Below are 16771 nucleotides of genomic sequence, written 5' to 3'. Positions count from 1 at the left end.
CTGAAGACATTCGGAGGTACGTAATGATCCCGATAGACCTGATCCAGAAAACCGCCGAAACCCTGATGGACAAAGCGGCCATCGAGATCCGAGAGGATTACCTCGACGGGCTGCAGAAGGCCGCCGAGACCGAGGATGGGGATCTGTCGTCCTTTGTGCTCAAGGCGATGCTCGACAATTACGAAGCCGCCAAGGAAGACCGCCGCGCGATGTGCGGCGACACGGGTGTGCCGCGCTGGTTCGTGAAGCTGGGCAATGACGCGCAGGTTCAGGGCGGCATGTGCGCGCTCGAAACCGCGCTGCGCCGGGCCACGGCAACGGCCACCAACGGCGTGCCGCTGCGGCCGAACCGGGTGCATCCGCTATGGCGCACAGACCACAACAACAATGTCGGCATTGGCGCGCCCGAAATCGAATACGGGTTCGAGCCGGAGGGCGACTGGATCGACCTGATCACGGTGCACAAGGGTGGGCTCTTCGGCACCGATTACCGGATGCTGTTTCCCAGCGATGGCATTCAGGGGATCAAGCGCTTCTACCTCGACAGCCTGATGGCCTTCGGCAAGCGCGGTCTGGCCTGCCAGCCGGCGATCATCGGCATCGGGCTGGGCGGGTCGAAAGACATCTGCATGACGCTTGGCAAGCGTGCCTCGGTCCTGCGCACGGTGGGCAGCCGCAACTCCGACCCGCGCATCGCCGAGATGGAGGACGAGTTCAAGGAACTGGGCAATTCCATCGGTATGGGAGCGATGGGGTTTGTCGGCAAGAACATGGTCGTCGATTGCAATATCGAAGTGGGCTACTGCCACACCGGCGGCATGCCGATGTCGGTCCATGCCTTCTGCCTGTCCTCGCGCCGTGCCGTGGCGCGGATTTACCCCGATGGCCGGGTCGAGCATCGCACCGATCCTGACTGGTTCACACCCTACCAGCGGCGCGAGACCGTGGAATGGGAACCGATGCACGAGGCGGCGGAATGAGGCGCCAAGGCTTTTCGAAAAGCCTTGGTCCCGCGATTTCGAAATCGCGGTCGAAGCCGCGTCGACGCGGCTTGAAACAAGCGCCTTCGAAGGCGCTTTCACGGAGATCTGGCTGATGAAACCGCGCGAAATCCGATTGTCGACCACGCCGACCCCCGAGGCGATTGCCGAGCTTCGGTTGGGGGACATCGTCTATCTCGACGGGCTGATGTATACCGCCCGCGAAGGTGTCTACATGCGCGCGCTGGAGGAACAGGCGAATATCCCGATGGAACTGCCCTCGGAAAGTGCCGCCAATTTCCACTGTTCTCCCGCCGCGCGGATCAACGCCGATGGCAGTTTCGACATGGGGGCGGTGACGGCCACCGCGTCGTTCCGCTTTGCCAAGTGGTTGCCCGAATGGATGGAAAAGACCGGGGCCAAGCTGATCATCGGCAAGGGGGGCATGACGTCCAGGGATTACAAATCCTACTTCGTGCCCAATGGCGCCATCTACCTGTCCACCGTCGGCTATGGCACCGGGGCGCTTCTGGGGCGCGGGGTCGAGAACGTCGAAGCCGTGCATTGGAACGAGGAACTGGGCCTTGCGCAGGCGATGTGGGTCATCAAGTGCAACAGGATGGGGCCGTTCATCGTGGCGTCGGATCTGAACGGCGATTGCCTGTTCGAACGCGAAAACGCCAAGATCGCGCAGAACATCGAGCGGGTCTACGAAGGCACTCGGCCCGCCGTGCTGAAACGCTATGGCGAAAGCGACGACCGCTCGGACGAAGTGATATGACCGACAGTCCCTTTGCGCCCGGCGCGAAACGTCCTCCGGTGACGGAAGGCGTGTTCTCGCGCGAGGAAGTGGCGCTGGCCAACCGCAACTCCGGTGCGCTTCTGGAGACGCTTGGGTTGGACATCACCCCGATCGGCACGCATTACCTGCTGAACCATTTCGATGTGCCGCTGCTGGACGAAGACAATCATGTCCTGAGCTTTGACGGGGCGTTCGACGCGCCGTTTGACCTGACGATGGAGGTGATCCGCGCGCTGCCGCAGGTGACGCGGCCGGTGACGCTGGAATGTGCGGGCAACGGGCGGGCCGGGGTCAGCCCGCGATGTTTCTCGATGCCGTGGATATACGAGGCGGTTGGCACGTCCGAATGGACCGGCACGCCACTTGCGCCGCTGCTGGAGCGTGCCAAGCCGCGGGCGGGCGTGCAGGATTTCGCCTTCCTCGGTGCGGATTTCGGGTTCGACAAGGGGCAGCCGCATGTCTTCGGCCGCAGCCTGACCCCCCGGCAGATCGCAGAGCTCGACGTGATGCTCGTCTGGGGCATGAACGGCCAGCCCTTGTTGCCGCAGCACGGCGCGCCTTTGCGGATCATCGTGCCCGGTTGGTACGGGATGGCCTCGGTCAAGTGGCTGACCACGATCGAGGCGTTGACCGAGCGGTATCAGGGCTTCCAGCAGGTGCAGACCTATCGGTTGCGGACGAACGAAGACGATCCCGGCACGCCGATCACCACGATCCGGGTCAAGTCGCTGATGAAGCCGCCGGGTGTGCCCGACTGGGTCACGCGGCAGCGCTGGTTGCGGGCAGGCCGCGTGACGCTCGAGGGGCGTGCATGGTCTGGCGGTGGGGTTCCCATCACGCGGGTCGAGGTCTTGCTGGGCGGCACATGGAAGACGGCCAGGCTGACCGGCCGCCCCGACACCTATGCCTGGACCGGCTGGCGCATCGACTGGGACGCGACGCCCGGCATGCATGATCTGGCCTGCCGCGCGACGGATGCGAATGGCAACACACAACCTCTGGAGGCGCCGTTCGACATGGCAGGATTTGCGAACAATTCGGTACACCGGGTCCGCGTGCACGTGGCCGAGGCAAACGCATGACGCGCGGTGCGGATGTGGTGATGCAGGTGTTGGCGGCGCAGGGCGTGCGGGACGTCTTCGCCCTTTCGGGCAACCAGATCATGCCACTTTTCGACGCGAGCCTCGATGCGGGCATCCGGCTGTATCACACCCGGCACGAGGCGGCGACGGTCTACATGGCCGAAGGCTATGCGCAGCTGTCGCGTGGGCTTGGCGTGGCGTTGGTGACCGCCGGAGCCGGGCTTGGCAATGCGCTGGGGCCGCTGCTGACGGCGCGGGCGTCGGACACGCCTGTGCTGCTCTTGAGCGGCGACAGCCCGGTGGCGCGCGACGGGCAGGGCGCGTTCCAGGAAATGGACCAGGTGGCGCTGACCCGATCGCTGACCAAATGGTCGGTGCGCGTGAACAGGGCCGGCGACCTGGCCGAGACCATTGCCAATGCGGCGCGTGTCGCGCGGCAGGGCCGTCCCGGTCCGGTGCATGTCTCGTTGCCGGCGGATGTCCTGATGGCCGAGGCAGAGATGGTCCGATCCTCATCCTCAGACCCCGTGCCGGAAATCAATGTCGCAGCCCTGCGCGACTGGCTGGATGCCGCCAGGCGTCCGGTGATCGTCCTGGGGCCTGCGCTGAATGCGACGCGACAGCCGGGGCTGAACGCGCGGCTGGAAGCGGCGACCGGGGCGCCCGTCGTGGCCATGGAAAGCCCGCGCGGGCTCAACGATCCGTCGCTCGGGGCACTGGGCGGGGTGTTTGCAGAGGCAGACCGTGTGCTGCTCCTCGGCAAGCCGCTGGATTTCACGTTGCAATTCGGCGCGGCGGCCCCGAGGGCGGGCTGGGCTGTGATCCATGCCGATCCCGACGAATTGTCCCGCGCGCGGAACAATTGCGCCGAGCGGTTGACCCTGACCATCGAGGCCGATCCGGTGGACGTGGCACGGGCGCTTGCCGCATCGTCGCTGCCGCCGCGCGATGCCGAATGGCGGCTCCGGGTGCAGGCCGCCTGTGCGCGACGGACGATGGGATCGAAATCTGAAAAACATATCAGTTCAAGTGATTTGTGCGCCGCTGTTCAGAAAGTACTTGAAGCCGTGGAGGCGCCTGTCCTGGTCTGCGACGGGGGCGAATTCGGTCAATGGGCGCAGGCGGGTGTGACCGCGCCGCGCCGGATCATCAACGGCGTCTCGGGCGCCATCGGCGGTGGGCTGTGCTATGCGATGGGCGCCCGAGCGGCCGATCCCAAGGCGACGGTCTTTGCGCTCATGGGCGACGGGACGGCGGGCTTTCACCTGTCGGAGTTCGAAACGGCGGTGCGCGAGGACCTGCCTTTTGTCGCGATCATCGGCAACGATCAGCGCTGGAACGCCGAACATCAGATCCAGCTGCGCGATTTCGGCAGCGACCGGTTGCACGGATGCGGCCTCAGCGCCGCGCGCTATGACGAGGCGATGATCGCGCTTGGCGGGTTCGGCGCGCTGGTCACCGATCTGGCAGAATTGCCGGGCGCGCTCAGGGCGGCCATCGCGTCGGGCAGGCCGGCCTGTCTTGACGTGAGAATCGACGGCCAGCCCGCGCCCGTGGTGACGTGATCCGCTAAAGCCCGTGGATCGCCATCACGGCAAGCGTCGCCGGGCGGTGCAGCATCGCCTCGTGATGCGCCTTGAGCTTTGGATACGCGGCCAGGTCGACACCGACCTTGGCCATCCACCGCGGCGGCAGCGTCAGGTAGGCGTCGCAGATCGTGTAGTGATCCCCCATCGCCCACGGCCCCTTGAGGTGGTGAGCCTCGATCACCGACGCACAATCCGCGATATTGTCCGCCACCTTGGCCTTCATTGCCGCGTGCGCCTGTTCACCGTCAGCCCACCGCGCACCGCGCTGCAGATGGGCGAAGGCGACGTGCATCGTTGCGCAGATATACGCGTTGAGTGCATCCGCCTGCGCCCGTTCGAAGGGCGTGTCGGGCAGCAGATGCGCCTGCGGATGGGTTGCCGCGATATAGGTCAGGATGGCCGGGTTCTCGGTGATCACCCCGTTGGGCGTCATCAGCGCCGGGACGCGGGCTTTCGGGTTGATCTCGAGATAGGCGGGCTCCTGATGCGCGCCTTTCGCGATCGGGACCTCGTGCACCGCGTAGTCCGCGCCAACCTCTTCCAGAAGGATATGCGGTGCGATGGCGGAGGTGCCTTTGGAATAGTAAAGTGTCAACATGGAGATTCCTCTGGTGGGCGTGGGGGGGGCTAGACGAGCGCGCGGATCAGGATGCCCAGACCAAGCAGCAGGGACAAGCCGATCAGCAGGCGGCGGAAGGTATTGTCCGAGATCCTGCGGAACACGGCGATGCCGATTTGCGCGGCGATCAGCGACGCGGGCAGGGCGATCAGGAACGCCGTTACCGTGGACGAGGTATAGGCCCCGCGCCACCAGAGCATGACTGTCGTGGTGAACAGGACGCTCACGTTGAACGGTTGCAGCACGGCGCGGGTTTCGGCCTTGGGCCAGGGGCGCATCGAGCACCAGATCACCGGCAACGCGCCCGAGAGCGATGCCATGCCACCCAGGACGCCGCCGGCAAGTCCGATACCGGAATCAAGGACCGGGGTGCGGCGTTCGAATTTTGGCAGGTTCGCGCGGAAGCTGAAAAACCCGCCGTAAACCAATAGAAGAACACCGATAATCAGCTTCAGTGTGTCGGCATCTATGAAGGACAGGAACGAAATTCCGATGGGCACTCCCAGCAATCCGGGGACGATGAACCGCGTCAGCCGGGCGACGTTTCTGGTCAGCGCCTCGCGCACGACCCAAAGCCCCTGAAGCCCGGTGACCACCGACATCAACGACACCACGGCCACCGCGCTGATCGGGTCGAGCGCCACCAGTAGGAAGCCAAGCGCGAAAAGCGCGGTGCCGGTGCCCGCCAGCCCGTTGATGAAGCCGCCGGCAAGCGCCCCGAGCACGATGAAGCCAATCGACACCCAGGTCATGCGGTCATCTCGGACGCCGTGTCCGGCTGCGGCGCGTTTTCCGCCACGGCGCGCAGGAGCGCGGCGTGGATTTCCTCGATCACGCGCAGCTTGGGGTGTTCCTTGTTATAGGCCAGTCCCAGCACGCGCGACGGTGCTCCCGGTCCAAGACCGACCCGCCGAAGCGGCAGGGCATAGGGTGTCCGCGCGCAAGGCCGCGGCACGATGGAGACCCCCAGATTGGCGTGCACCATGCTGGAAATCGCCTCGAGATTTTCCAGTTCCATCGCTTCGCTGACGCGGATGCCGTTTTCCTGCAACCAGGTCTCGATGATCGTGCCCACCACCGCGTCGCGGTTGAACCGGATAAACGGGTTCCGTTCCAGTATCTTGACCGGATCGCTTTCGGTGACGTCGTGGCTGGTGATCAGGTGCAGCGGTTCCTGCGCGATTTCAAGAAATGTCATTCCCGGCGGCAACAGGACGGGCTTTGTGACCAGCGCCACGTCGTAATTGCCCCGGTCCAGGCCCGACAGGAGGGCTGCGGTCAGGGCCGGGGTGATCCGCACGCGCAGATCGGGGAACTGCGCGCGCAGGATCGACATCGACAGCGGGGCGAGGGCGATCAGCGTGGTCGGCACCGCACCCAGCATCACCTCGCCGGACAGGCCGTCATCGCCAAGGACCGAGGGCACGAGATTGTCGTAGTCAAAGACGAGCTTGCGGGCGCGGGCCACGACGGCACGGCCCAGCGGGGTCAATTCGGGGGTCCGGTGGCTTCGGTCGAACAGGGCAATGCCCAGATCGGTCTCGAGCGTGCGCATCTGCTGGCTGACGGCCGCATGGGTGACGAAGACCGCGTCCGCCGCCGCGCTGAAGGTCTTGTGATCGGCCACGGCGACCAGCGTTTTGAGCAATCGTATGGACATTCGGGCGTTTGTGTTTCTTCTGCTTACAGAACTTGTAATTTTTTATTTCTTCGTCAAAGCTCTACTTAAGGTTAACGTATGTCAAGAGCCCGCAACAGGGCCAGAATGTCAAATTGGGAGGAGACTATGAGACTACGAACACTTGGGTCCGTACTGGCGCTTGGGGTGGGTCTGACGGCTGGAGCCGCAGTGGCGGAATACCCTGAACGTCCGATCAACATGATCATTCCTTATGGTGCCGGTGGGGCGACGGACATTTCCGCGCGCACCATTGCCGAACCTCTGGGCACCGCCGCGGGCCGGCCGCTGATCATGGCGAACGTCACCGGCGCCGGTGGTGCAACCGGATCGGTTGCGGTGCAAAACGCCAAACCGGACGGCTATACCATGCTTTTCGCACGGGTCGGCTCGCATTCCGTGAACCCGGCGATGAAGGCGACCTTGCCCTATACGCTGGACGATTTCCGCTTCGTGACGGTCTACGAGATCAACCCGGTGGCCTGCGCGGTGCGCCCGGACAGCGGCATCGACTCGATGGATGACCTTGTGGCCAAGGTAGCCGAGGGCGGCGTGAGCTACAGCTCGTCCGGTGTCGGATCGCTGCTGCATCTGGCGGGCGCGATGGTGCTCAAGGAATTCGGCGTCGAAGACCCGCTGAACGAAGCGACGCATATCCCGCAGCAGGGTGGCGGGGCAGCGGCAACGGCGGTTCTGAACGGCACCGCGACCTTCATCTGCACCAACACCTCGGCGCTGGCCAATTTCGTATCGAACGATCAGCTCAAGGCGCTGATGGTGACAACCGAGACCCCGGTCGTCGGCTTTGATGCCCCGACTGCGAATGACCTGGGCAAGCCGCGTCTGAACGCCCTGGTGGGCTGGACCGGGATCGCCGGTCCCGCAGGCTTGCCGGATGATGTCAGTGCCAAGTGGGGCGAGTGGATCAACTCGGCCGCGCAGGACGCCGAATTCAACGAGACGATGCAGTCCATGGGGTCGGTCATCGACGTGATGAGCCCGGAAGAGGCCGTCGATTTCATCAACAACCAGTACTCGGTGTTCCGTGCGCTGGTGGATGAGTTGGGCATGCGGGTCGAAGGGTAAGTCTCCGGACTGTCATCCAGACCTGTCTTTGCGCCGGGGCCGATGGGCCTCGGCGTTTCCACCTTCGGAGCCTCCCTGACCATGACTCAGAAATCCTTGCATCTGCGCCTCGGGATCGCGGTGTCTCTTGGTGCGCTGTTCCTGATCCTCCATGCCATTCCCAACTACGTCTACGCCCCGTCGAATGTGCGCAACATCATCCTGTCGCCGCTGTTCTGGCCCTACGTGGTGGCCGGGCTGACGGCGATCATCGGCCTCAGCCTGCTGTTCACGGCGTTCCGCCCCGGCGAGGACGTGCCCTTCGAGAATGAAGACGTGGTGCATTCCGACGGCATCACGCCTTGGTTGCGGCTTGCCGGTCTCGGGGCGATCATGCTGGTGACGATGTTCGCGCTGCCGCGTGTGGGCATGGTCTGGACGACGATGCTGGTCTTCGTGGCCTGCGCATTCATGTTCCGCACGCGCCATCCGATCGCGGCAGTGGTCTGCGCCGTGGTCGTGCCGCTGTTGCTTTATGCGTTCTTTGCCCATGTCGCCGGCGTGGCGATCCCGCAAGGCGATTTTGTGAGGTTGCCATGAGCCTGATGGATTCTCTCGCCGCGGGCTTTGCGCTGGTCGGCAACATCGAAGCGTTTTTCATGCTCTTCGTGGGGCTGGTGGTCGGTGTGGTCGCCGGTGCGATACCCGGCCTGTCGGCGACGATGGCGGTGGCGCTGACGCTGCCCTTCACCTTTGCGATGACCCCGATCAACGCGATCCTGCTTTTGCTCGGGGTCTACAAGGGGGGCATCTTCGGCGGCTCGATCCCGGCGATCCTGATCAAGACGCCCGGTACTCCGGCGTCGTCGGCGACGATCCTCGACGGGCACCCGATGGCCGAACGGGGCGAGGCGGGGCGCGCGCTCGGCATGGCGCTTTACGCGTCCTGCACCGCCGACGCGGTGTCGAACCTCGCGCTGATCCTCTTTGCCGGGTGGCTGGCCTCCTTCGCGCTCAATTTCGGGCCACCGGAATTCTTTGCTCTGATCCTGTTCTCGCTGACCATCATCGCGGGCGTGTCGGGCGAAAGCCTGCTGCGCGGGGCGCTGTCGGCGCTGGCCGGCCTGTTGCTGGCGACAGTGGGGCTCGATCTGGTCTACGGCACCAACCGCTTTACCTTCGGCAGTCCGAACATGATGGGTGGGCTGAACTTCATCGCGGTGCTGATCGGACTGTTCGCCATTCCGGAAATCATCGCGATGGCGTGGAACCCGGTGGCGCATCTGGGCAAGACGCGGGCTCTGGGCAAATCGCGGTGCAGCTGGGCGGATTATGCCAAAAGCTTCAAGAGCATCATCCGGGGCAGCATGATCGGCGTGTTCCTCGGCTCCATCCCGGGCATCGGTGCGGCTCCGGCCGCGTTCCTGAGCTATTCCGAAGCGCGGCGGACCTCCAAGAACCAGGCCAATTTCGGCAAGGGCGAGATCGAAGGCGTGGCGGCGTCGGAAGCCGGCAACAACGGCGTGGCGGGCGCGACGCTGATCCCGCTGCTGGCGCTCGGGGTGCCCGGGGACGTCATCACCGCGATCATCATCGGCGCGTTCATGGTGCACGGGCTGCAACCCGGTCCGATGATGTTCGTGCTGAACGTGGACATCATCTACGGCCTCTTCATCGGCCTGATCGTCAGTTCGGTGTTCCTGCTGTTCGTCGGCTCGCTGGCGATCCGGGGGTTCCGCTTTGTGGCGGATGTGCCCAAGCGCATCCTGATGCCGGGGGTTCTGGTGCTGTGCATCTACGGCGTGTTCGCGGTGAACAACAACATCTTCGACGTGGGTGTCATGTTCGCGATGGGCTGGGTCGGCTACATCATGATGCGCAACCGCATCCCGGCGGCGCCCTTCCTGATCGCCTTCATCCTCGGTCCGCTGCTGGAAGACAACTTCCGGCAGGCGATGCTGATGTCGGGCAGCGATCCGATCATCCTGTTCCGGGGGCCGATCACCTGGTTCTTCTGGGCCCTGACGCTGCTGACCGTCTTCGCGATCACCCGCAGCACCCTGCGCAAGAAGGTGCCGCTCAGTTGAGATCCTCAAGGAGGCGGCCATGCCGGCGCGTCTCCTCGATGACCTGACCGAAGGTCGAAAGGCCCCGCGCCTCGAGCATCGGCAGCATCTTGACCAGCACCTCTGCGGTGGCCTGCGCATCGCCCAGGGCGGTGTGGCGCAGCTCCATCGGGATGGCGACATTCAACCGCTCGCACAGCGCATCCAGCGTGTGCCGTTCGCTGGCGCCGAAAAGAACCGCCGACAACAGCACGGTGTCGAGGATCGGATGATCCCAGGTGACGCCCGTGGCTTTCGCCTGACGATGCAGGAACGCCATGTCGAAGGGCGCGTTATGCGCCACGATCACCGCGTCGCGGGAAAAGTCGTGAAACCGCTTGGCGACGGTGCGGATGTCCGGCTGCCCGCGCACCATCGAGTCGGTGACCTTGTGTACCTTGGTGGATGCCGGCGGGATCGGGCGGCCCGGATCGACCAGCTGGTTGATCCGTTCCCCCTCGATGATGCGCCCGTTCAGAACCCGCACCGCACCCAGTTGCACCACGTCGTCCTTGTGCGGCAGGAGGCCCGTGGTTTCGGTGTCGAACACGGAAAAGCAAAGTGCGCGCAGCGGACGGTCGAGGATGTCCATCTCGGCGGCGCCGCGTCGCTGATCCAGCAGGTCGAAATCATAGACCAGCGGGCGGGACGCATCCGGCGAAATGTCCAGCGTCTGGCTGTCGATCACCATGAGATAACCGCCGCCCTCCATCGGTTTCAGCTTGCTGTCAAAGCTTTGGGTGCCGTCATGGGATTTCGCGGTGCAGATGACATCCTTGCCGGTCTTGCCCAGCTTCGCGACCGCCGCGCCAAGGCTCTTGGGGTCGAAATACTCGGTCATCGACGCGTTCAGCCTCGGCACCCCCAGTTGCGCGAGGATTTCTCCGGCCTGTCCGTCGTAGAGCACGATCTGGCCGGTCGGGCCGACAAGGATCGTCGCCACCGGAATCTCGGTCAGAAGCGCGGTCAGGCGGGCTTTCTCGGCGGTCAGGCGGCCGGTCTCGGTGGCGATGGCCTGCGCCGTGGTCAGCGCCGTGTCATTGAGCTGCCGCGCCACCGCCGAGGCCGCCGGAGCCAGGTCGCCCAGGTAGCGCGCCGCATTCATGTCCATTTCGCCATTCACCCCGGCATGGGCGCGGGTGCGCATCTCGGAGGCGAGCCGTTCGATCGGTTTCGCGACGTTCTCGTCGAACAGAAGCCAGATCGCGACGGTCAGCCCGAGGATCAGGAACGCCGCGAGGATGGCCGCAAAGGTGAACCCGTTGGCGACGGTCGACTCAAGCGCGCGCGCGTGCCCGAACCAGAGCGCCACGCCGACCGACAGCAACCCGCCAAGACCCAGCAGGCAGAAGAACAGGAAGATGCGCAGGCGCAAGCTGAGTTTCGACACCATCGCCCTACACCCGGCCGCAGACGCCAGTGACGATGGGGTCATCGGCTGTCGTGTCGCGCCAGACCGGCGCGCCGCCATCGCCGAAGGCCGGGTCGGCGCGCTGGCCCGTCCGGCAATTCACCATCAGTTCCACCGATTGCACCGTGCCCCAGCGGCGGAAGAAATAGACATCTGCCATGTAAAGCGCGGAATCGTCGGTATTCGCGCGCAGGTTCCCGGTGTCCAGCGCGATGAAGCGGTTGGTATAGGGCGCGAGATAGGTCCAGGGGCGATAGAACGCCGCGCTTTGCGTGGTCTGGACCACCTCGACCCCGTCGGGCAGCGCCTCGGCGGTGCGCGAGAACCAGCTGTATTCGCTGCTGATCGTCGTGCCCAGCATCGCGGCGCCGGCAGCCACCGGGATCATCCATTTGGGCACGCGCCCCCCGGCCAGGCGCGCAATCAGCATCATCACGCCCGCCCCGGCAATGCCGGCCACGATCACCGCGATCAATTCCAGAAACATAGATCGTCCTCCCCAACGATGCGTGTCAGCTTAACATGCCGCGCCCGTGTCCCACGGATGATTGCATCGACTTTATCACCACGAAAGCATCGCGTAGATGACTTCGTTCAAAATCCGAAAGATCGGTCGGGCTCAGGAAGTTGTCGGGCATGACGCCCGCGCGGACTTGTGCCGCCTGATGTTCCAGCCGCGTTTCCGCGATCAGGTCATAGGCGTCGCGCAGATCGCGTCCGCCCGACGCGCTCAGCACGCCTGCCGCGACCGCAGCCTCGAGCCGCGCCGCCGTGTTCACCACCGACAGCTTGCCCTGCAACGCATAGATGCGGGCCAGGTCCACGACCGGAACGACGCCGTTATGCTTGAGGTCGATCATGTTCTTGTGCTCGCCCGACCGGATCGTCGCAAAGCCGCGCAAGAGGCCCAGGGGCGGCGTGTGCTTGAGCGAGTTCGAGACCATATGCGCGACGAAAATCGAATTCCTGGCGGCCTTGCGCAGGGTCTCGACCTGCAAATCCTCGAACAGCCCCTTGGCCCCACCGATGGGGCGCAGGTCGAACATGACGCTGGCCAGCATCTGTGCCTCGGGGGACGGAGCCTTGATCCAGCCTGCGAAATAATCGCGCCAGATCCGCACCGGCTGTCGCCAGCGCGGGTTCGTCGCCATCATGTCGCCGGGACAATGGACATAACCGCAGGTATTCAGCCCGTCACAGACGAACCGGGCCAGCGCCTCGAAATAGGGCATGTCGGACCCGGTCACGCTGTCATCCAGAAACAGGCAATTGTCCTGGTCGCTGACGCCCGTCTGTTCCTGCCGGCCCTGGCTGCCGCATGCGAGCCAGAGATAGGGCACCGGCGGCGCGCCCAGTTCGGCCTCGGCCAGCGCCAGCAGGCGGCGCGTCGCGGTGTCGGCGATATCGGTGATCAACCGGGTGATCACCTCGTGGCGGTTGCCGCCCGCCACAAGCTGGGCGAGCAGTTGCGGGATGCGTCGCGTGACCTGCGCCATCTCCTCGGCGCTGTCGGAATGGGCGATCTCGGACACAAGTTCAGCCGAGCTGACCGCCTGGAACCGGGTCAGGTCGGTCTGGGTGACGATGCCCACCAGCTTGTCGGCGCGGCACACCGGAACATGCCCGATCCGCCGCTCCATCATCATGTGCAGCACGTCCGACCCGATGGCCGACGGCGGCAGGGTGACCGGATCGGGGGTCATGATCACGCCGATCGGGGTGTCGAAGGCCAGACCGTCGCCCACCACCTTGCCCGACAGGTCGCGGATCGTCGCGATCCCCCGGAGCGTCTCGCCTTCCGTCACGCAGATCGACGACACATGCGCGTCCCGCATCAGTCGCGCGGCGGTCCGGACATCCGTGTCCGGCGCACATGTCAGCGGCGACGTCGCCATCAGCGCCTCGACCCGCGTGGTGGCCAGGTTGGCCTTGTTCGGGCGCTCGGACCGGCTGCGGTCGAAAAACCGCCGAAAGGCCACGTCTTCGTTCATCGCCCGGTGGAACCGTGCGGCAGGCAGCATCAGGACCGCTGTATCCGTCACCGCCCGCGCCGAGGTCAGGCTGGTTCCGTCGCGCAGCAGACCGCGTTCCCCGAACGAGTTGCGCGGGCCGAGAAGCGAAATCGGAACGTCATGTTCATCGCGGATCTCGACATCGCCGCTATAGACCACGAAAAGGCCATCCAGCGCCGAGTGCAACGCGTAGATTTCTTCGCCCGCCGGGACGTGGCGCATCTCCATCGTGTCGATCAGCCCGGACAGGGTGTCGGGGTCCATCGAATCGTAGGGATGAATGGCGGACAGGAACTGCACGAGGTCAGGGGAAGCACGCGTCATCAAGAGATCCCTTTGTCGGAAGAAAAAGTCCCGCCCCGGTATACCGGCGCGGGACCGCGTTGTCAGGGATGCGCCACCGAAGCGGCGCCTCCTGTTGGCTTAGTGGTCCTGGGCCACGCCTGCGCCACGCGGGACGCGGACGCTTTCGACCAGCTCTTCGATCTCTTGCGGGATTGCGGCGGTCATCTTGGACACGGTGAAGGCCACCGCGAAGTTGATCAGCGCACCCACCGCGCCAAAGCTTGTCGACTGAACCGTTCCCAGAAGCGGGTCGGCATCGGTAAAGCTGTTGGTGTCAGGGATGAAGAACCAGCCCTTGTGCAGGAAGATGTAGACCAGCGTGACGATCAGACCCGCCAGCATGCCGGCAACCGCACCCTTGTTGTTCACCTTGGTGAAGATGCCCATCATCAGTGCCGGGAAGATCGACGCCGCCGCAAGACCAAAGGCCAGGGCCACGGTTTGCGCCGCAAAGCCCGGAGGATTGAGGCCCAGATAGGTCGCCACCGCGATCGCCACAGCCATTGCGATCCGCGCCGACAGAAGCTCGCCCTTTTCGCTGATCGCCGGGTTCAGCTGACCCTTGATGAGGTCGTGGCTGACCGCCGACGAGATCGCCAGCAAGAGACCCGCCGCCGTCGACAGGGCCGCCGCAAGGCCACCCGCCGCGACCAGGCCGATCACCCAGGACGGCAGGTTTGCGATCTCGGGGTTGGCCAGAACGAGGATGTCCCGGTTGAAGTTGGTCAGCTCGTTGCCTTCCCAGCCTTCGGCCTCCGCACGCTCCTGCATCGCGGGGCTTGCGTCGTTGTAGTACTGGATGCGGCCATCGTTGTTCTTGTCTTCCCAGCCCAGAAGGCCGGTCTGCTGCCATGTCGCCATCCAGTCATAGGCCGGATCGGTTGCGATCGTCTCGACCGACACCGCTTCGCCGCTCGTGCCGTTGGGCCAGAACTGCTCGGTGATGTTCAGACGCGCCATCGCGCCAACAGCCGGGGCCGTGAGGTACAGCAGGGCAATGAACACCAGCGCCCAGCCCGCGGACCAACGGGCGTCAGCCACGCGCGGCACGGTGAAGAAGCGCATGATCACGTGCGGCAGACCGGCGGTACCGATCATCAGCGACAGGGTGAAAAGCACCATGTTGAACGTGTCACCGTGATGCGCGGTATATTCGCGGAACCCAAGCTCGGCCACGATCTGGTCCAGCTTCTGCAACAGCGGCTCACCGGATTCGACATTGCCGAACAGGCCCAGCCCCGGGATCGGATTGCCCGTCAGCTGCAACGAGATGAACACGGCCGGGATCGTGTAGGCCATGATCAGCACGACATATTGCGCGACCTGCGTATAGGTCACACCCTTCATGCCGCCGAACACCGCGTAGGCGAAGACCACACAGGCACCGATCAGAAGACCGGCCGTGTTGCTGACCTCGAGGAAGCGGCCAAAGGCGACGCCGACGCCGGTCATCTGACCGATCACGTAGGTGAGCGAGGCCACCAGCAGCGAGATCACCGCCACCATGCGCGCGGTCGGGCTGTAGAACCGGTCGCCGATGAACTCGGAGACGGTATATTTGCCGAACTTGCGCAGGTAAGGCGCCAGCAGCAGTGCCAGAAGCACGTAACCGCCCGTCCAGCCCATCAGGTAGGTCGAGTTGTCATAGCCGGTGAAGGCGATCAGACCGGCCATCGAGATGAAGGACGCGGCCGACATCCAGTCGGCGGCGGTCGCCATGCCGTTGGTGACCGGGTGAATGCCGCGACCGGCGGCGTAGAATTCCGACGTGGAGCCCGCGCGGGCCCAGATCGCGATGCCGATGTAAAGCGCGAAAGACGCGCCCACGAACAGCAGGTTGATGGTAAACTGATCCATGACTTATTCCTCCTCGACGCCGTATTCACGGTCGAGCTTGTTCATCCGCCAGGCGTAGAAAAAGATCAGCGCCAGAAAGACGAGGATCGACCCCTGCTGGGCAAACCAGAACCCCAGGTCGGTCCCGCCGACACTGATACCCGACAGCATCGGGCGCAGCAGGATGCCGAACCCGAACGAACAGATGGCCCAGATCACCAGGCTGATGAGAATGATACGCACATTGGCGGCCCAGTAGCCCGCGTCGGACTTTCCGGCAGCCTGCGCTGATTGAGTTGTTTGGTCCGCCATAGCGGGTCCTCCTCTTCCTCCGTTGACGTGCCCCGCATGTGCGGGGAAACGTATCCCATGTGGCGCGGCGCAAGGGCCGCGGTTGGCGACCGCTCAGGCGGTGGCCCTTGTGACAATCGCACCAAGCTGTCTGGCGATATCGTCGATCGCGCCCATCGCATCGACCCGGGCAAGCGCGCCCTGAGCGTCGTAGAATGCGATCAATGGCGCGGTTTGTGCATGATATGCATCAAGCCGGGCTGCGACGGTTTCGGCATTGTCATCGGCGCGGCGTTTGAAATCGGTCCCCTGGCACTTGTCGCATCGGCCTTCGACCGCAGGTGCCTTGAACGTGTCATGATAGCCCTCGCCGCAGGTTCCGCAGGTGAAACGCCCGGAAATCCGGTCCACCATCGCAGCATCGTCGACATCGAGGCTGATCGCGGCGTCGATCTTTTGCCCGCATTCGGCCAGCAGAATGTCCAGCGCCTCGGCCTGCACGGTGGTGCGCGGGAACCCGTCAAGGATCACGCCTTTGGCACAGTCGGCATCCGCCAGCCGGTCGCGCAGGATGGCGATGACGATGTCGTCGCTCACCAGTTGGCCTGCATCCATGACCGCCTTCGCCCGTTTTCCGGCATCGGTGCCTTCGGCCACGGCGGCGCGCAGCAGGTCGCCGGTGCTCAGCTGGACCAACCCGAACTGCTCTTCCAGCATCCGGGCCTGCGTGCCCTTGCCGGCCCCCGGAGGGCCCAGCAGGATCAGAACCGGGGCGGTTGTGGGTGTGGTGCTTCCATCCATGACCATCACGCCTTGTTCATCCGGTTTTCGATGAGGTCATCGACGACGGACGGGTCGGCGAGGGTCGAGGTGTCGCCCAATGCGCCGAAGTCGTTTTCGGCGATCTTGCGCAGGATGCGGCGCATGATCTTGCCCGAGCGGGTCTTGGGCAGGCC

The 16771-nt window shown here is 64.6% G+C and carries 16 protein-coding genes; 7 read left to right on the top strand and 9 right to left on the bottom strand.

Annotated elements, in window-relative coordinates; translation table 11 throughout:
* Positions 1 to 23: 23 nt before the first annotated feature.
* The 4 genes from LCF60_RS20865 (at position 24) to LCF60_RS20850 (ending at position 4429) form a co-directional block, all read left to right on the top strand.
* Positions 24 to 980, top strand: coding sequence for a fumarate hydratase (locus LCF60_RS20865; RefSeq protein WP_363318449.1), 957 nt, complete (start codon positions 24 to 26; stop codon positions 978 to 980).
* 115 nt (positions 981 to 1095) lie between these two features.
* A complete protein-coding gene (locus tag LCF60_RS20860; protein WP_292294467.1) occupies positions 1096 to 1761 on the top strand; it encodes a fumarate hydratase C-terminal domain-containing protein in 666 nt (221 codons plus the stop codon).
* On the top strand, positions 1758 to 2864 hold the full coding sequence (locus LCF60_RS20855; RefSeq protein WP_292294466.1) for a sulfite oxidase: 1107 nt from the start codon (positions 1758 to 1760) through the stop codon (positions 2862 to 2864). Before LCF60_RS20860 ends, LCF60_RS20855 begins: the two co-directional genes overlap by 4 nt.
* The gene (locus LCF60_RS20850; protein ID WP_292294465.1) at positions 2861 to 4429 is read left to right on the top strand and encodes a thiamine pyrophosphate-binding protein; all 1569 of its coding nucleotides are present in this window, start codon (positions 2861 to 2863) and stop codon (positions 4427 to 4429) included. Before LCF60_RS20855 ends, LCF60_RS20850 begins: the two co-directional genes overlap by 4 nt.
* A gap of 4 nt (positions 4430 to 4433) precedes the next feature.
* On the opposite strand, the gene LCF60_RS20845 is transcribed toward LCF60_RS20850, so the two are convergent.
* From LCF60_RS20845 to LCF60_RS20835, 3 genes are read right to left on the bottom strand one after another with little or no spacing between them, the layout of a single operon-like run.
* Positions 4434 to 5051: a glutathione S-transferase family protein gene (locus LCF60_RS20845; RefSeq protein ID WP_292294464.1), complete on the bottom strand. Its 618-nt coding sequence runs from the start codon at positions 5049 to 5051 to the stop codon at positions 4434 to 4436.
* A gap of 29 nt (positions 5052 to 5080) precedes the next feature.
* Positions 5081 to 5824, bottom strand: coding sequence for a sulfite exporter TauE/SafE family protein (locus tag LCF60_RS20840; RefSeq protein WP_292294463.1), 744 nt, complete (start codon positions 5822 to 5824; stop codon positions 5081 to 5083).
* A complete protein-coding gene (locus LCF60_RS20835; RefSeq protein ID WP_292294462.1) occupies positions 5821 to 6732 on the bottom strand; it encodes a LysR family transcriptional regulator in 912 nt (303 codons plus the stop codon). The genes LCF60_RS20840 and LCF60_RS20835 overlap by 4 nt, the downstream gene beginning before the upstream one ends.
* 126 nt (positions 6733 to 6858) lie before the next feature.
* Here LCF60_RS20835 and LCF60_RS20830 point away from each other — a divergent pair, with 126 nt between their 5' ends.
* The 3 genes from LCF60_RS20830 (at position 6859) to LCF60_RS20820 (ending at position 9902) form a co-directional block, all read left to right on the top strand.
* Positions 6859 to 7836 carry a tripartite tricarboxylate transporter substrate binding protein gene (locus tag LCF60_RS20830; RefSeq protein ID WP_292294461.1) on the top strand — a complete coding sequence of 326 codons (978 nt, stop codon included), beginning with the start codon at positions 6859 to 6861 and terminating at the stop codon, positions 7834 to 7836.
* Between the two features lie 81 nt (positions 7837 to 7917).
* Positions 7918 to 8415, top strand: coding sequence for a tripartite tricarboxylate transporter TctB family protein (locus LCF60_RS20825; protein WP_292294460.1), 498 nt, complete (start codon positions 7918 to 7920; stop codon positions 8413 to 8415).
* Positions 8412 to 9902, top strand: a complete 1491-nt coding sequence (locus LCF60_RS20820) for a tripartite tricarboxylate transporter permease (protein WP_292294459.1) — start codon at positions 8412 to 8414, stop codon at positions 9900 to 9902. The genes LCF60_RS20825 and LCF60_RS20820 overlap by 4 nt, the downstream gene beginning before the upstream one ends.
* Here LCF60_RS20820 and LCF60_RS20815 read toward each other — a convergent pair.
* The 6 genes from LCF60_RS20815 to LCF60_RS20790 form a co-directional block, all read right to left on the bottom strand.
* Positions 9895 to 11313 carry a 3'-5' exonuclease gene (locus LCF60_RS20815; RefSeq protein ID WP_292294469.1) on the bottom strand — a complete coding sequence of 473 codons (1419 nt, stop codon included), beginning with the start codon at positions 11311 to 11313 and terminating at the stop codon, positions 9895 to 9897. The genes LCF60_RS20820 and LCF60_RS20815 overlap by 8 nt on opposite strands.
* Positions 11314 to 11317: 4 nt before the next feature.
* Complete coding sequence (locus LCF60_RS20810) at positions 11318 to 11818, bottom strand: hypothetical protein (protein ID WP_292294458.1); 501 nt, start codon at positions 11816 to 11818, stop codon at positions 11318 to 11320.
* A gap of 25 nt (positions 11819 to 11843) precedes the next feature.
* Positions 11844 to 13667: a DUF294 nucleotidyltransferase-like domain-containing protein gene (locus LCF60_RS20805; RefSeq protein ID WP_292294457.1), complete on the bottom strand. Its 1824-nt coding sequence runs from the start codon at positions 13665 to 13667 to the stop codon at positions 11844 to 11846.
* Between the two features lie 99 nt (positions 13668 to 13766).
* Positions 13767 to 15545, bottom strand: coding sequence for a sodium:solute symporter family protein (locus tag LCF60_RS20800; protein WP_292294456.1), 1779 nt, complete (start codon positions 15543 to 15545; stop codon positions 13767 to 13769).
* Positions 15546 to 15548: 3 nt separating this feature from the next.
* The gene (locus tag LCF60_RS20795) at positions 15549 to 15836 is read right to left on the bottom strand and encodes a DUF4212 domain-containing protein (RefSeq protein WP_292294455.1); all 288 of its coding nucleotides are present in this window, start codon (positions 15834 to 15836) and stop codon (positions 15549 to 15551) included.
* 93 nt (positions 15837 to 15929) lie between these two features.
* On the bottom strand, positions 15930 to 16616 hold the full coding sequence (locus LCF60_RS20790) for an adenylate kinase (protein ID WP_292294454.1): 687 nt from the start codon (positions 16614 to 16616) through the stop codon (positions 15930 to 15932).
* Positions 16617 to 16771 lie beyond the last annotated feature (155 nt).

Origin of the sequence: Marivita sp. (assembly GCF_020055635.1) — a bacterium.
Taxonomy (GTDB): Bacteria; Pseudomonadota; Alphaproteobacteria; order Rhodobacterales; family Rhodobacteraceae; genus Marivita.
This window is presented reverse-complemented; position numbering and strand designations above follow the sequence as displayed.

Coding starts and splice junctions, on each gene's coding strand:
- LCF60_RS20810 (WP_292294458.1), bottom strand. CDS start 11,818: ATGTTTCTGGAATTGATCGCGGTGATCGTGGCCGGCATTGCCGGGGCG.
- LCF60_RS20835 (WP_292294462.1), bottom strand. CDS start 6,732: ATGTCCATACGATTGCTCAAAACGCTGGTCGCCGTGGCCGATCACAAG.
- LCF60_RS20845 (WP_292294464.1), bottom strand. CDS start 5,051: ATGTTGACACTTTACTATTCCAAAGGCACCTCCGCCATCGCACCGCAT.
- LCF60_RS20865 (WP_363318449.1), top strand. CDS start 24: ATGATCCCGATAGACCTGATCCAGAAAACCGCCGAAACCCTGATGGAC.
- LCF60_RS20860 (WP_292294467.1), top strand. CDS start 1,096: ATGAAACCGCGCGAAATCCGATTGTCGACCACGCCGACCCCCGAGGCG.
- LCF60_RS20855 (WP_292294466.1), top strand. CDS start 1,758: ATGACCGACAGTCCCTTTGCGCCCGGCGCGAAACGTCCTCCGGTGACG.
- LCF60_RS20805 (WP_292294457.1), bottom strand. CDS start 13,667: ATGACGCGTGCTTCCCCTGACCTCGTGCAGTTCCTGTCCGCCATTCAT.
- LCF60_RS20840 (WP_292294463.1), bottom strand. CDS start 5,824: ATGACCTGGGTGTCGATTGGCTTCATCGTGCTCGGGGCGCTTGCCGGC.
- LCF60_RS20795 (WP_292294455.1), bottom strand. CDS start 15,836: ATGGCGGACCAAACAACTCAATCAGCGCAGGCTGCCGGAAAGTCCGAC.
- LCF60_RS20820 (WP_292294459.1), top strand. CDS start 8,412: ATGAGCCTGATGGATTCTCTCGCCGCGGGCTTTGCGCTGGTCGGCAAC.
- LCF60_RS20790 (WP_292294454.1), bottom strand. CDS start 16,616: ATGGATGGAAGCACCACACCCACAACCGCCCCGGTTCTGATCCTGCTG.
- LCF60_RS20800 (WP_292294456.1), bottom strand. CDS start 15,545: ATGGATCAGTTTACCATCAACCTGCTGTTCGTGGGCGCGTCTTTCGCG.
- LCF60_RS20825 (WP_292294460.1), top strand. CDS start 7,918: ATGACTCAGAAATCCTTGCATCTGCGCCTCGGGATCGCGGTGTCTCTT.
- LCF60_RS20815 (WP_292294469.1), bottom strand. CDS start 11,313: ATGGTGTCGAAACTCAGCTTGCGCCTGCGCATCTTCCTGTTCTTCTGC.
- LCF60_RS20850 (WP_292294465.1), top strand. CDS start 2,861: ATGACGCGCGGTGCGGATGTGGTGATGCAGGTGTTGGCGGCGCAGGGC.
- LCF60_RS20830 (WP_292294461.1), top strand. CDS start 6,859: ATGAGACTACGAACACTTGGGTCCGTACTGGCGCTTGGGGTGGGTCTG.